The organism is Pseudomonas sp. HY13-MNA-CIBAN-0226 (assembly GCF_040310305.1).
In the GTDB taxonomy this organism is placed as follows: domain Bacteria; phylum Pseudomonadota; class Gammaproteobacteria; order Pseudomonadales; family Pseudomonadaceae; genus Aquipseudomonas; species Aquipseudomonas gregormendelii.
In genome coordinates, this window is record NZ_JBEOPS010000001.1 from 132,943 (window position 1) to 145,051 (window position 12,109).

15 protein-coding genes are annotated in these 12,109 nt (G+C 59.4%); 10 read left to right on the forward strand and 5 right to left on the reverse strand.

Annotated elements, in window-relative coordinates; translation table 11 throughout:
* Positions 1-6: 6 nt before the first annotated feature.
* Together AAEZ05_RS00580 and AAEZ05_RS00585 are read right to left on the reverse strand one after the other, a co-directional pair.
* A complete protein-coding gene (locus AAEZ05_RS00580) occupies positions 7-537 on the reverse strand; it encodes a DUF5943 domain-containing protein (RefSeq protein WP_034116150.1) in 531 nt (176 codons plus the stop codon).
* Between the two features lie 78 nt (positions 538-615).
* A complete protein-coding gene (locus tag AAEZ05_RS00585; protein WP_008033250.1) occupies positions 616-1,593 on the reverse strand; it encodes a dipeptidase in 978 nt (325 codons plus the stop codon).
* Between the two features lie 247 nt (positions 1,594-1,840).
* Here AAEZ05_RS00585 and AAEZ05_RS00590 point away from each other — a divergent pair, with 247 nt between their 5' ends.
* From AAEZ05_RS00590 to AAEZ05_RS00600, 3 genes are all read left to right on the forward strand, one after another.
* Positions 1,841-2,242 carry a lysozyme inhibitor LprI family protein gene (locus tag AAEZ05_RS00590; RefSeq protein ID WP_045059900.1) on the forward strand — a complete coding sequence of 134 codons (402 nt, stop codon included), beginning with the start codon at positions 1,841-1,843 and terminating at the stop codon, positions 2,240-2,242.
* A gap of 99 nt (positions 2,243-2,341) precedes the next feature.
* A complete protein-coding gene (locus AAEZ05_RS00595) occupies positions 2,342-2,596 on the forward strand; it encodes a type II toxin-antitoxin system RelE family toxin (protein WP_045059899.1) in 255 nt (84 codons plus the stop codon).
* Positions 2,580-2,903, forward strand: coding sequence for a helix-turn-helix domain-containing protein (locus tag AAEZ05_RS00600; RefSeq protein WP_045059898.1), 324 nt, complete (start codon positions 2,580-2,582; stop codon positions 2,901-2,903). Before AAEZ05_RS00595 ends, AAEZ05_RS00600 begins: the two co-directional genes overlap by 17 nt.
* A gap of 151 nt (positions 2,904-3,054) precedes the next feature.
* Here AAEZ05_RS00600 and AAEZ05_RS00605 read toward each other — a convergent pair whose 3' ends face one another.
* Both AAEZ05_RS00605 and AAEZ05_RS00610 read right to left on the reverse strand, forming a co-directional pair.
* Positions 3,055-3,564, reverse strand: coding sequence for a nucleoside deaminase (locus AAEZ05_RS00605; RefSeq protein WP_045059897.1), 510 nt, complete (start codon positions 3,562-3,564; stop codon positions 3,055-3,057).
* Between the two features lie 62 nt (positions 3,565-3,626).
* Positions 3,627-4,961, reverse strand: a complete 1,335-nt coding sequence (locus AAEZ05_RS00610) for a nucleobase:cation symporter-2 family protein (RefSeq protein WP_045059896.1) — start codon at positions 4,959-4,961, stop codon at positions 3,627-3,629.
* Between the two features lie 182 nt (positions 4,962-5,143).
* On the opposite strand from AAEZ05_RS00610, the gene AAEZ05_RS00615 reads away from it, so the two are divergent.
* Positions 5,144-6,058 (forward strand): LysR family transcriptional regulator, encoded by a 915-nt coding sequence (locus AAEZ05_RS00615; protein WP_045059895.1) that lies wholly within the window; start codon positions 5,144-5,146, stop codon positions 6,056-6,058.
* Positions 6,059-6,126: 68 nt separating this feature from the next.
* Entirely contained in the window at positions 6,127-6,543 is a 417-nt protein-coding gene (locus AAEZ05_RS00620; RefSeq protein WP_045059894.1) for a DUF3010 family protein, read from the forward strand.
* A gap of 30 nt (positions 6,544-6,573) precedes the next feature.
* On the opposite strand, the gene AAEZ05_RS00625 is transcribed toward AAEZ05_RS00620, so the two are convergent.
* Positions 6,574-7,518 (reverse strand): GlxA family transcriptional regulator, encoded by a 945-nt coding sequence (locus tag AAEZ05_RS00625; protein WP_205892074.1) that lies wholly within the window; start codon positions 7,516-7,518, stop codon positions 6,574-6,576.
* 207 nt (positions 7,519-7,725) lie between these two features.
* Between AAEZ05_RS00625 and choX the strand changes: the two genes are divergently transcribed.
* The 5 genes from choX to AAEZ05_RS00650 all read left to right on the forward strand — a co-directional run bounded on the left by choX (position 7,726) and on the right by AAEZ05_RS00650 (position 12,108).
* Positions 7,726-8,670 (forward strand): choline ABC transporter substrate-binding protein, encoded by a 945-nt coding sequence (gene choX, locus AAEZ05_RS00630; protein WP_350646436.1) that lies wholly within the window; start codon positions 7,726-7,728, stop codon positions 8,668-8,670.
* 90 nt (positions 8,671-8,760) lie between these two features.
* Positions 8,761-9,648 carry a 3-dehydrocarnitine:acetyl-CoA trimethylamine transferase CdhC gene (gene cdhC, locus AAEZ05_RS00635; RefSeq protein WP_205892073.1) on the forward strand — a complete coding sequence of 296 codons (888 nt, stop codon included), beginning with the start codon at positions 8,761-8,763 and terminating at the stop codon, positions 9,646-9,648.
* 140 nt (positions 9,649-9,788) lie between these two features.
* Positions 9,789-10,754, forward strand: a complete 966-nt coding sequence (locus AAEZ05_RS00640) for an L-carnitine dehydrogenase (RefSeq protein WP_045059890.1) — start codon at positions 9,789-9,791, stop codon at positions 10,752-10,754.
* 147 nt (positions 10,755-10,901) lie between these two features.
* The gene (locus tag AAEZ05_RS00645) at positions 10,902-11,378 is read left to right on the forward strand and encodes a thioesterase family protein (protein ID WP_205892072.1); all 477 of its coding nucleotides are present in this window, start codon (positions 10,902-10,904) and stop codon (positions 11,376-11,378) included.
* A gap of 466 nt (positions 11,379-11,844) precedes the next feature.
* A complete protein-coding gene (locus AAEZ05_RS00650) occupies positions 11,845-12,108 on the forward strand; it encodes a hypothetical protein (RefSeq protein ID WP_045059888.1) in 264 nt (87 codons plus the stop codon).
* Position 12,109 lies beyond the last annotated feature (1 nt).

Consider the following 12,109-nt stretch of genomic DNA (forward strand, 5'->3'; position numbering starts at 1 on the left):
CTCGACTTACAACGGCTTGACGGTGAACAAACCGTCGTCGTGGCCTTCTTCGGAGCCACCGTAGACTTGCTCGGCAACCGTGCGGATCTGGCTGCCGCGGGCTTGCAGAATCTGATCCATGGCACCGGCAAACCAGCCGGTGAACATGTAGTCGACCTTGCGCCCGACCTTGCCGTACACGTAGACGAATGCGGAGTGCTCGAGCTTGACGCTGGCGGTGCCTTTATCGAGGTCGATGTCCTGGATCTTGAACAGGCCCCAGCCGCGTTGTGACAGGCGCTTCATGTAGTGCTCGAACACCGCGACGCCTTCAAGGCCGTGGCATTCGGCTTCTTTTTCGCACCAGTGCCAGGCGGACTTGTAGCCGGCCTTGTAGAGGATTTCGGCATAGGCGTCGGCGCCCAGCACTTCCTCGATGCCCATGTGGTTGTTGACGAAGAAATGACGTGGCACGTACAGCATCGGCAGGGCATCGGAGGTCCAGACACCGGTCTCGCTGTCGACTTCGATAGGCAATTGCGGGGCGATCTTGGCCATGGAAACATAACTCCAGAAAAATTGGGGTGTTGCCTGCGGCGCGGATGGCCGCAGGTAAGGATTCAGAAGTGCGGCGGCTTATTCGCCCCAGACGTCTTTGAGCACGTTGACCCAGTTCTCGCCCATGATCTTGCGCACCACGCGCTCGCTATGGCCGCGCTTGAGCAGGGTTTCGGTGAGGTTCGGGAACTCGCCGACGGTGCGGATGCCCAGCGGGTTGATGATCTTGCCGAAGCTGGTCAGGCGGCGGGCGTAACCCTTGTCATGGGTCAGGTACTCGAAGAAGTCCTGGCCGTGACCCTGGGTAAAGTCGGTGCCGATGCCGATGGCGTCTTCGCCGACGATGTTCATGGTGTATTCGATGGCTTCGGCGTAGTCGTCGATAGTCGAATCGATGCCCTTGGCGAGGAACGGCGCGAACATGGTCACGCCGACAAAGCCACCGTGATCCGCAATGAACTTGAGTTCTTCATCGGATTTGTTGCGCGGGTGAATCTTCAGGCCCGACGGCAGGCAGTGGGAGTAGCAGACGGGTTTCTTCGATTCGAGAATCACCTCTTCAGAAGTTTTCGAACCGACGTGGGACAGGTCGCACATCACGCCAACTCGGTTCATCTCGGCGACGATTTCACGACCGAAACCGGACAGGCCACCATCGCGCTCGTAGCAACCGGTACCGACCAGGTTCTGGGTGTTGTAGCACATCTGCACAATACCGACGCCGAGCTGCTTGAACACCTCGACATAGCCGATCTGGTCTTCAAAGGCGTGGGCATTCTGGAAGCCGAAGAGGATACCGGTCTTGCCCTGCTCCTTGGCCTTGCGGATGTCGGCGGTGGTGCGAACCGGAATGACCAGGTCGCTGTTTTCACGAATCAGCTTCTGACTCGCGGCGATGTTGTTGACGGTGGCCTGGAAGCCCTCCCACACCGACACGGTGCAGTTGGCCGCCGTCAGGCCGCCTTTGCGCATGTCCTCGAACAGCTCACGGTTCCACTTGGCGATAATCAGCCCGTCGATAACGATGCTGTCGGCGTGCAGTTCGGCTGGGCTCATCAGGCTGTCCCCTATTGTCGATTCATGCGCCGAATCGTGTGCCGGCGCTTTGGAGCCAGCATATGCCTGAGCACCGGGACAGCCGGGTGCAAAAACGACAGGGGAATTGCCGAAAGCGTCAATCCGCGACAAAGGGTCGTCGCCACCCCTGCTCGCCCGCCTGTTCAAGCCCGTCAGGTTGAGCCAGAATCCGCTGCACGACTGGATGCTTCACTGAGGCTCAACTGGAATGAGGGACGGCAGCGCAATGAAAATGATCTTTCTGGTTCTGGCATTGATCGCCACGGCCGTACACGCGGAAGAAGAGTCCGAGACCACCCCCTGCGACGCTGTCGAAAACGACGTCCAGACCCTCGAATGCTCGGTCTATGGCCGAACCGCCGCCGAAGACCTGCTCAAGGACAACTACCAGACCCTGGCCGAGCGCATGCAAATACTCTACGGCAAGAACCCGACCCAGCTGGCAGACATCACCGCAAAAATCAAAGCGGCGCAGCAACAATGGCTGAAGACGCGAGACGCCGATTGCGCAGTCGAAGCGTTCCCGGCGACGAGTGGCAGCAAGGCGTTCACCATTGCGCAAAATGACTGCATTGCACGCATGAGTGATGAAAGGTCGGAGTTTTTGGAGTCGATCGGGCAGGAGTGAGTTAGAAATCCGAGCAATATTCTGACACGGTTGATGCCTTTGCCTTCGCGAGAATATAAGTAAAGATTGATAGTCTTATAAAAGACTTATATTCTTCCAATGAACAGCATCCACTGGACACGCAAAGCCGTTAAGCAGCTGTTGAAATTGCACTCCATCCATCAGGTTAAAGTCCGTGATGCTGTCACGCTACTGACTTGCATGCCGGACGTGAACAATGTCAAAGCACTGGTGGGACATGACTACGCCTACCGACTACGAGTGGGTAGCTATCGCGTCATGTTCGACTGGGATGGCGTCATCAAAGTGGTCAGTATTCAAGAGGTCAAGAAACGCGATGAACGCACCTACTGACGTTCAAATCATCAACGATGCGGATGGCAATCCCGCTTTCGTCGTCATTCCCTATGCCCAGTACGTCGCACGCAAAATTGAACCCGATCTGATTCCTCACGAGGTAGTCAGTCGTATCGTTGACGGAGCGACGCCTATTCGCGCCTGGCGTGAACACCTTAACCTCACCCAGGACGAAGTCGCCAAACGTATGGGTATTTCTCAGCCGGCCTTCGCCCAGCAGGAGACAGTTGCCAAGCCTCGAAAGGCGACCCGGGAAAAGATTGCCGCTGCATTTGGAATAGGCGCCGATCAACTCGAACTGTAGGAAATTGCCTCCGTAGAAGCGGTGCAGGAGCTGTGTAGGAGCTGTCGAGTGCAACGAGGCTGCGATCTTTTCCACCATTAAACCCCAGCATCAAACCCCAAAGCCAAGGGAGGCAGCCCCGCCTCCACTCAGCAAAAACCGCCCTACCCAGTCACGTCCAGAACCCTTCATGCGCGCGCGCAGCCTCTGCTTCCAACATCGGCCCGAATGTCGGAATCTGTCGCTGGCCGCGCGCGAACACTTCCCGGCACGGCAACGAGAACGTCGGGTTTTCCGGGTGGCCACCCGTGAGCCCCAGCAAGGCATGCTCGGACAGCGCGTAGACCACTCGGCCAATGCCCGTCCAGTAAATCGCCCCCGCACACATGCAGCAGGGTTCGGCACTGGTGTAGAGCGTGCATTGTGCCAGGTCTGCCGGGCTTAGCAGCTTGGCCGCCTGCGCGGCTGCAGCGAGTTCGGCATGCTGGGTGGGATCGCCTTCCGGCGGCATGGAATTATTGCCCGCCGCCGCAATGATGTTACCGGCCCCATCGGCGACCAGTGCAGCAAACGGATGACGACCACGGGCCTTCGAGTCCTCTGCCAGTTCGAGAGAGCGGCGCAGCAGTTGCAGATCAAGCTCGGTGATGCCGGCAGGTACAGCGCAAGTGAAGCTTGTCATGTAAAACTCCTTATTATGTTCAACTGTGCCCCTGACCGCGTCGGCCAGGGGCTAAACACCTGTCAGTCGGCCAGCTCGGCGGCGGGTGCCACCGGCTCGCGCCTGCTCTGCGGATTGAGCAGGATATTGAGCACAATCGCGGTGATCGCACCGAGGAAGATTCCGCTTTCCAGTACCAGTTTGAGAGTGCCGCTGGCGTGTTCGAACAGCGCCGGGAACGACATCGGCAGCACACCGACGCTTATCGATACGGCAACGATGATTGCGTTGCGAGTCCCCTCGAATGTCACCCGTGAGAGCTCCTGGATACCGGCCACCGTGGTCATGCCGAACATCACCACGGCGCAACCGCCCAACACCGGCGTCGGCACCGCTGCGATCAGCGCACCCAGTTTGGGAAACAGGCCCATCAGCACCATGATTGCCCCCGCCGAAGCCACGACATACCGGCTCTTGACGTTGGAGAGCGCAATTAGGCCGGTGTTTTGGGTGAAGGCGTTGTAGGGGAAGCTGTTGAACAACCCGCCGAGCATTGTTGATAGCCCATCGGCACGGAATGCATTGCCAAGAGTTGTTTGCGTGGTGGTCTTGCCGGTCAATTTGCCGATCGCCAGGCAGTTACCGGTGGTTTCGGCCATGATCACCAACATCGCCAACGTCATGACCAGTATCGGCATCAGTGAAAACTGCGGCATGCCGAAGGCCATGGGCGGGCTCAGCTCGAACCAGGCTGCGCTGCTCACCTGCCCGAAGTGCGTCATGCCGAACGCTGCCGCGATCAGGCTGCCCACGAACAAGCCGATCAATACGCTTAGGTTGCCAATGAAGCCGGAAAACCTGGCATAGATCACCAATGTAACGATGACCGTGGCCAGCCCCAGCAGCAGGTTCGATGGCGCACCGAAATCTGCGGAATCAGGATTGCCGCCACCTAGCCAGATTGCCGCGGCAGGCATCAGGGAAATGCCGATGATGGTGATCAGGCTGCCGATCACCACGGGCGGAAAGAACCGCAGCAACCTACTGAACACGGGCGCCATGGCAATGGTGATCGCCCCCGCCGCGATCACCGCGCCGAACACTTCAGTGAGCCCGAACTCCTTGCCGATCATGATCATTGGTGCCAGCGCAATGAATGAACAGCCCTGTATCAGCGGCAGGCGCGCCCCGAACTTCCAGAAGCCGAGGGTCTGAATCATCGTGGCGATGCCCGACGTCAGCAGATTCGCATTGATCAACGTCACTATCTGCGCCGATGTCAGCCCCAGTGCGCTGCCCAGTATGAGTGGTACCGCCACCGCACCTGCATACATCACCAGTACATGCTGCAAACCGAATGTCACCAACTGGCGAACCGGCAGGATTTCGTCCACCGGATGAACCTGTGAATTGCTCATATCGAATGTCTCCTGAAGTGCTTTTTTCTTGTAGTCCTGGGAGGCGTCCACAGGCCAGGCACAGCGCAAATCGATGCAGCAGAAGAGGTCGTTTCAGGTCCGATATTCTCTGCTTGTAAACGATGGAGCAAATGAGCAACCATCGTTTTTAACGATAGATATATTCGCTTGAGGTCACGCCCATGCAGTTCTCTCTGGACCAGTTGCAAACATTCGTCCAGGCCGTGCACAGCGGGTCGTTCTCGGCGGCCGCGCGCAAGCTGGGCAAGACTCAATCAACCGTGAGCGTGGCGATTTCCAATCTGGAACAGGACCTGGGCGTGGAACTGTTCGATCGCTCGAATCGCAACCCGGTGCTGACCCAGGCCGGCCAGAAAATGTTGTTGCAGGCGCAGTCGGTGCTGGAACGTTGCCTGACCCTCCAGGCCCATGCGGATTGCCTGTCCGACGCGATCGAACCCAGCGTGTCACTGGCCATTGAAACGCCCTACAACGCCGTCATGCCGGTGCTGCTGGAGTTCGAAGAGGCTTTCCCCTATGTCGATCTGGTGATCAGGCACCCTGTATATGGGGATGTCAGCGAACTCGTAGCCCAGGGCCAGGCCGTGCTGGGGATCGCCTTCTCCCAGCCGCAGTACCCGCCGCAGCTCGAATTCCAGCAGATGGGCAAGCTGATCATGCTGCACGTCTGTCACCCCGCACATGCGCTGGCGAAATTGAGCAGCGTGACCTTCGAAGACCTGCACGTGCACCGCCGCCTGGCGTTTAGCGCACACGCCGAAAAGCTGCCCAGCAGCGAGTACCTGCGTTCCACTCGGATCTGGCAGGCCGAAAACTACCTGGCGCTGCTGGAAATGGTCCGTGCCGGCCTCGGTTGGGCCACGTTGCCGCGCCAGTTGATCCAGCGTGAACTGGCCAATGGCGAACTGGTCGAACTGCAGTTGGGTGCGTATCCCCACACCGACTGGCATGTGGGTGTTGACCTGCTCTGGGCCCGTACACGCAAGATGGGCAAAGCCGAACGCTGGCTGAAGACGCGCCTGCAACAGAACAAAGTGTTTGAACTGGATCGTCGGGGGCAGTCCACCACCCTGTAACACTCATGCCGTGACTTCACCTCAAGGCTGCGCCACCATCACACTTCACCGACTTAGAAGGGCACGAAATGAAAATCTGCGGCATTGAAATCAAAGGCAGTGAAGCCATCATCGCCGTCGCGTCCCTCGACAATCAGGCGCTCAGCCACCTGCCCCTGGCCACCAAGAAAATTGCCCTGGACGATGACGACGAAGCGGCCAACGTCAAAGTGTTTGCCGCACAGGTGGCATCGTTCATTCGGGAGAACTCAATCGACCGGATCGTGATCAAGAAGCGCAGTAAGAAAGGCGAGTTTGCCGGTGGGCCGACCACCTTCAAGATCGAGGGAGTTTTTCAGTTGCTGGACAGTTGTGAGGTGACGCTGCTGTCGCCACAGACGATCAATGCCCAGGCCAAGAAGCACAATTTTGAACTGCCGGGGACGCTGAACAAATATCAGCATGAGGCGTACAAGGCGGCGTGTTCTGCGCTGATGAAGAAGTAATAGCCCACGCAGATCCTACATTTTCTGTGTTCATGCTTTTGCGGTACGTCGGTCTTCCCGCGGGCACCGCTCAAACTTCGCCCGATAACTGCGGGTGAAATACGACGGCGATTCAAACCCGCACGCAATGCTCACTTCCAGCACACTCATGTCCGTCTGCCGCAGCAGTTGCCGGGCCTTTTCCAGTCGTAATCGCAGATAGAAATTGCTCGGCGTGTCATTCAAGTGCAAGCGAAACAGGCGCTCCAGCTGGCGCCGCGTCACTTTGATCGATTCGGCCAGGGCCAGCGTACTCAACGGCGGCTCACTGTGCTGTTCCATCTCGCCGATCACCTGCACCAGTTTCTTGTTGCGAATGCCGTACCGACTGGCTACTTCCATGCGCTGGTGATCCTTGCGCGGGCGGATGCGACCGAGTACGAATTGTTCGCTGACCTGAATCGCCAGTTCCGGACCGTGGGCCTGGCCGATGAGATCGAGCATCAGGTCAATTGACGCCGTGCCGCCCGCCGAGGTAATGCGCCTGCGGTCGATCTCGAAAAGCTCCTGGGTGACGCTGAGCAGCGGATAGGACTCCTTGAACGCGTCGATGGCTTCCCAGTGCAGGGTCAGGCGATGGCCCTCAAGCAACCCTGCCTCGGCGAGGACGAAGCTGCCGGTGTCGATGGCGCCCAGGGTCACGCCGTCGCTGTCCAGCCGGCGCAGCCAGTGCTCAAGCGCGGGCGTGGCGAATTTCAGCGGTTCGAAGCCGGCGACTACCAGCAACGTCGCCCCTTTTGCGAGCGGCTCCAGCGCGGCATCGGCGTTGACCGACATGCCGTTACTGGCCAGAACAGCACCGCCATCTGCGCTCAGCACATGCCAGCGATAAAGTTCACCGCGAAAGCGATTGGCCACCCGCAGCGGCTCGATGGCCGAGATAAACCCTATGGCCGAAAAACCCGGCATCAACAAGAAGTAGAAATCCTGGGACATGGAGCGCACTCGACTGGCAAGTAACGAGAGGGCGGGAAGCGTGTGGACGTTGATACGCCAGTTGCAAGCGGCATTCAAGGGGCAGGTCGCTCCAGTGCAAGAGCTGGTCGCCGTAGTGCGTGTTGACGGGGTCTTAGCTGCGTAACTTGGCATCACCGGTGCACATAGACATCGGAACCCACAATAACGTCTGCCGAGGAACCCGACATGAAACGACTCATCAGCAGCTGTGTTCTTGCACTGAGCGGTACCGCTTTCCTGAGCGCCAGTGTCATGGCGGCCGAACCCGCTTCTTGCCAGAACGTACGCATGGGCGTGGTGAACTGGACCGACGTGATCGCCACCAGCGCCATGACTCAGGTGCTGCTAGACGGCCTCGGCTACAACACCAAACAAACCAGCGCGTCCCAGCAAATCATCTTCGCCGGGATCCGCGACCAGCGCCTGGACTTGTTCCTGGGGTACTGGAACCCGCTGATGACCCAGACCATCACTCCTTTCGTCGACGCGAAACAGGTCAAGGTGCTTGATGCGCCAAGCCTCAAAGACGCCCGCGCGACCCTTGCCGTGCCGACCTACCTGGCAGACAAAGGCCTGAAGACTTTCGCCGACATCGCCAGGTTCGAGAAAGAACTGGGCGGCAAGATCTACGGGATCGAGCCAGGCTCGGGTGCCAATACCCAGATCAAGGCGATGATCGCCAAGAACCAGTTCGGCCTGGGCAAATTCCAGCTGGTCGAGTCCAGTGAGGCCGGTATGCTCGCGGCAGTGGATCGTGCCGTGCGGCGCAAGGAAGCCGTGGTGTTCTTCGGCTGGGCGCCGCATCCAATGAACGTTAATGTGCAGATGACCTATCTCACCGGCAGCGACGATGCGCTCGGCCCGAACGAAGGCATGGCCACCGTCTGGACCGTTACCTCGCCGAACTATGCCCAGCAATGCCCGAACATCGGCCGCCTGCTCAGTAACCTGACCTACTCCGCCGAAGACGAGAGCCGGATGATGCAGCCGCTGCTGGATCACAAGGAGGCATTCGAATCGGCCAAACAGTGGCTCAATGATCACCCCCAGGACAAACAGCGCTGGCTCGAAGGCGTGACCACCTTCGACGGCAAACCGGCCGCTGAAAACCTGAAACTGACCAGTAAATAAACCCTGACTGAACGCCCAATTGCAGCCCCCAACGGGCTGCTAACGGACTCATCACGCCCGCCATTCCCCTAAAGAACAGGAACCTGCCTCATGAACCACGACGTCATCATCACCTGCGCACTTACCGGTGCTGGCGACACGACCGCCAAGAGCCCGCACATACCGGTCACCCCGAAGCAAATCGCAGCGGCGGCCGTGGAAGCGGCCAAGGCCGGCGCCACCGTGGTGCATTGCCATGTGCGCAGTCCCGAAACCGGCAAGTTCAGCCGGGATGTGGCGCTGTACCGCGAAGTGATGGAGCGCATCCGCGAAGCGGACGTCGACATCATCGTCAACCTGACCGCCGGCATGGGCGGCGACCTGGAAATCGGCGCTGGCGAAAACCCGATGGAATTCGGCCCCAACACTGACCTGGTCGGCCCCCTGACACGCCTGGCCCACGTCGAAGAGCTGCTGCCGGAAATCTGTACCCTGGATTGCGGCACGCTGAACTTCGGCGATGGCGACACCATTTACGTATCCACACCGGCGCAACTGCGCGCGGGCGCCAAGCGCATACAAGAGTTGGGCGTTAAGGCCGAGCTGGAAATCTTCGACACCGGGCACCTGTGGTTTGCCAAGCAGATGATCAAGGAAGGCTTGCTCGATGATCCGCTGTTCCAGCTGTGCCTGGGCATTCCGTGGGGCGCACCGGCCGATACCACCACCATGAAAGCCATGGTCGACAACCTTCCAGCCAACGCCGTCTGGGCCGGCTTTGGCATCGGACGCATGCAGATGCCGATGGCTGCGCAAGCGGTACTGCTCGGCGGCAACGTGCGGGTCGGCCTGGAAGACAACATCTGGCTGGACAAGGGCGTGTTGGCCACCAATGGCCAGTTGGTGGAGCGCGCCAGCGAAATCCTCAGCCGCCTCGGCGCCCGTGTCCTGACCCCAGCCGAAGGCCGGGCAAAAATGGGCCTGACCAAGCGCGGCTGAGCCGAATCACACCTCACCTGTGGGAGCGGGCTTGCCCGCGATAGCGCCGGTACTACCGATACATTTTCTTCGGCAGGAATACCGTCATCGCGGGCAAGCCCGCTCCCACAGGGATCACCGAATTCTTTTAGGAAGTCGCCATGACGTTCATCACCGAAATCAAAACCTTCGCCGCCCTGGGCAGCGGTGTCATCGGCAGCGGCTGGGTGTCCCGCGCCCTCGCCCACGGCCTCAACGTAGTGGCCTGGGACCCCGCTCCTGGTGCTGAAGCCGCCCTGCGCAAACGCGTCGCCAACGCTTGGGGCGCCCTGGAAAAACAAGGCCTGGCCCCCGGCGCTTCGCAGGATCGCCTGCGCTTTGTCGCGACCATCGAAGAGTGTGTGCGCGATGCCGATTTCATTCAGGAAAGCGCCCCCGAGCGCCTGGACCTGAAACTCGAATTGCACAGCAAGATCAGTGCAGCAGCCAAACCCGACGCCTTGATCGGCTCCAGCACTTCGGGCCTGTTACCCAGCGAGTTCTACGAGAGTTCGACCCACCCGGAACGCTGCGTCGTTGGCCACCCGTTCAACCCGGTTTACCTGCTGCCCCTGGTGGAAGTGGTGGGCGGTAAAAACACGGCTCCGGAAGCTGTTCAAGCGGCGATGAAAGTCTACGAATCCCTGGGCATGCGTCCGCTGCATGTGCGCAAGGAAGTACCCGGCTTTATCGCCGACCGATTGCTCGAAGCGCTGTGGCGTGAGGCGCTGCACCTGGTGAACGATGGTGTGGCGACCACCGGTGAAATCGATGATGCCATTCGCTTTGGCGCGGGTCTGCGCTGGTCGTTCATGGGTACTTTCCTGACCTATACCCTCGCAGGCGGCGATGCCGGCATGCGGCATTTCATGGCGCAGTTTGGCCCGGCGTTGCAGTTGCCGTGGACCTACCTGCCGGCGCCGGAACTGACCGACAAGTTGATTGACGATGTGGTCGACGGGACCAGTGATCAATTGGGTACCCACAGCATTTCAGCGCTGGAGCGCTATCGTGATGATTGCCTGTTGGCGGTGCTGGAAGCGGTGAAAACCACCAAGCAGAAGCACGGGATGGCTTTTAGCGAGTAGAGCATCAGCAGGCCTGGCCCTATCGCGAGCAGGTTCGCTTCCACACTGATTGCAGGTTGGCCAGCTATGGGAGCAACCCCTAGTGTGGGAGCGAGCCTGCTCGCGATGGGGCCAGCCCAGCCTCCCTCATCATCGGAACCAGAAACAATGCCTACCCTCACCACCTACCAAACCACAATCATCCCCGACTGGGTCGACTACAACGGCCACCTGCGAGACGCGTTCTACCTGCTGATCTTCAGCTACGCCACCGACGCCCTGATGGATCGCCTCGGCATGGACAGCAGCCACCGAGAAGCCAGCGGCAACTCGCTCTTCACCCTCGAACTGCACCTCAATTACCTGCACGAAGTGAAGCTCGACGCCGAGGTCGAAGTACACACCCGGATCATCGGCCACGACAGCAAGCGCTTGCACCTTTATCACAGCCTGCACCTAGTGGGTGATGTCAAGGAGCTGGCGGGTAATGAGCAAATGCTGCTGCACGTCGACCTCGCTGGCCCCCGATCGGCGCCCTTCGGCGAAGACACCCTGGCCAGGCTTCAAGCCCTCGTCGCCGGGCAAACCGACGTGCCGCCGCCCCAGTACATTGGTCGAGTGATCGCATTACCCGCAAAAAAATAACCAGGAGATCGCCGTTGAACGCCGCCGTTTTTGCCGACTTCCGAAATGAAGTATTGCAGCGCTGAAACCGCGTCATCGTTCATCGCGGGCAAGCCTTGCTCCCACAGGATCGCGGAGACCACAAACTTGAGCGCCGACTCTTAACCTGGGGAGCGGCGGTTCGACTTGCCCGCGAAGGCATCAGCCCAGGCACAACATCCTTCGCTGATCCACAGGCAAAAAAAACCCCGATCAAGCCGTGACAGGATCGAGGCAGAGGTGGGTACTGTTGAGGAGCCGTTGCGCGAGGGTGACCAACCTTCGTGAAGCCAGCTGTAACCAGTGTGCCGACTCCTCTCTTAACGCAATTAGCCGAAAACGACCTGTTCATAGGTATCGCGGCCATTACGAAAAATCGCCCTTGCCGCCACCGCGCCCCCCGATGAGAATCGAGATACGACACCGTTCCCTGAAGAAGGATTGCGTCATGATGCACGCCGATTTGATTGACCAGGAAGACCTGTTGGGCCAGCTGAAGTCATTGGGCTTTCAAGTACCCAGCGGCTCTACAGCCGAGCAGGCTTGCGAATGCGCGGTGCGCGGTTTGAACGATGAACGGGCGATAACGCTACGGACCATGGTCAAGCAGATGTATACCAGCAGCGCTACCATCCTGCCGGCTGTGCGCCAGGCGATCGACAGGCAATTGCTGCCAGCATTGGCGGCGTATCAGCAGAGCCGTAGCGCCTGAT

Bases quoted from the DNA above. Each gene is read 5' to 3' on its own strand.
- AAEZ05_RS00580 (WP_034116150.1), bottom strand. From the start codon at position 537: ATGGCCAAGATCGCCCCGCAATTGCCTATCGAAGTCGACAGCGAGACC.
- AAEZ05_RS00585 (WP_008033250.1), bottom strand. From the start codon at position 1,593: ATGAGCCCAGCCGAACTGCACGCCGACAGCATCGTTATCGACGGGCTG.
- AAEZ05_RS00590 (WP_045059900.1), top strand. From the start codon at position 1,841: ATGAAAATGATCTTTCTGGTTCTGGCATTGATCGCCACGGCCGTACAC.
- AAEZ05_RS00595 (WP_045059899.1), top strand. From the start codon at position 2,342: ATGAACAGCATCCACTGGACACGCAAAGCCGTTAAGCAGCTGTTGAAA.
- AAEZ05_RS00600 (WP_045059898.1), top strand. From the start codon at position 2,580: ATGAACGCACCTACTGACGTTCAAATCATCAACGATGCGGATGGCAAT.
- AAEZ05_RS00605 (WP_045059897.1), bottom strand. From the start codon at position 3,564: ATGACAAGCTTCACTTGCGCTGTACCTGCCGGCATCACCGAGCTTGAT.
- AAEZ05_RS00610 (WP_045059896.1), bottom strand. From the start codon at position 4,961: ATGAGCAATTCACAGGTTCATCCGGTGGACGAAATCCTGCCGGTTCGC.
- AAEZ05_RS00615 (WP_045059895.1), top strand. From the start codon at position 5,144: ATGCAGTTCTCTCTGGACCAGTTGCAAACATTCGTCCAGGCCGTGCAC.
- AAEZ05_RS00620 (WP_045059894.1), top strand. From the start codon at position 6,127: ATGAAAATCTGCGGCATTGAAATCAAAGGCAGTGAAGCCATCATCGCC.
- AAEZ05_RS00625 (WP_205892074.1), bottom strand. From the start codon at position 7,518: ATGTCCCAGGATTTCTACTTCTTGTTGATGCCGGGTTTTTCGGCCATA.
- choX (WP_350646436.1), top strand. From the start codon at position 7,726: ATGAAACGACTCATCAGCAGCTGTGTTCTTGCACTGAGCGGTACCGCT.
- cdhC (WP_205892073.1), top strand. From the start codon at position 8,761: ATGAACCACGACGTCATCATCACCTGCGCACTTACCGGTGCTGGCGAC.
- AAEZ05_RS00640 (WP_045059890.1), top strand. From the start codon at position 9,789: ATGACGTTCATCACCGAAATCAAAACCTTCGCCGCCCTGGGCAGCGGT.
- AAEZ05_RS00645 (WP_205892072.1), top strand. From the start codon at position 10,902: ATGCCTACCCTCACCACCTACCAAACCACAATCATCCCCGACTGGGTC.
- AAEZ05_RS00650 (WP_045059888.1), top strand. From the start codon at position 11,845: ATGATGCACGCCGATTTGATTGACCAGGAAGACCTGTTGGGCCAGCTG.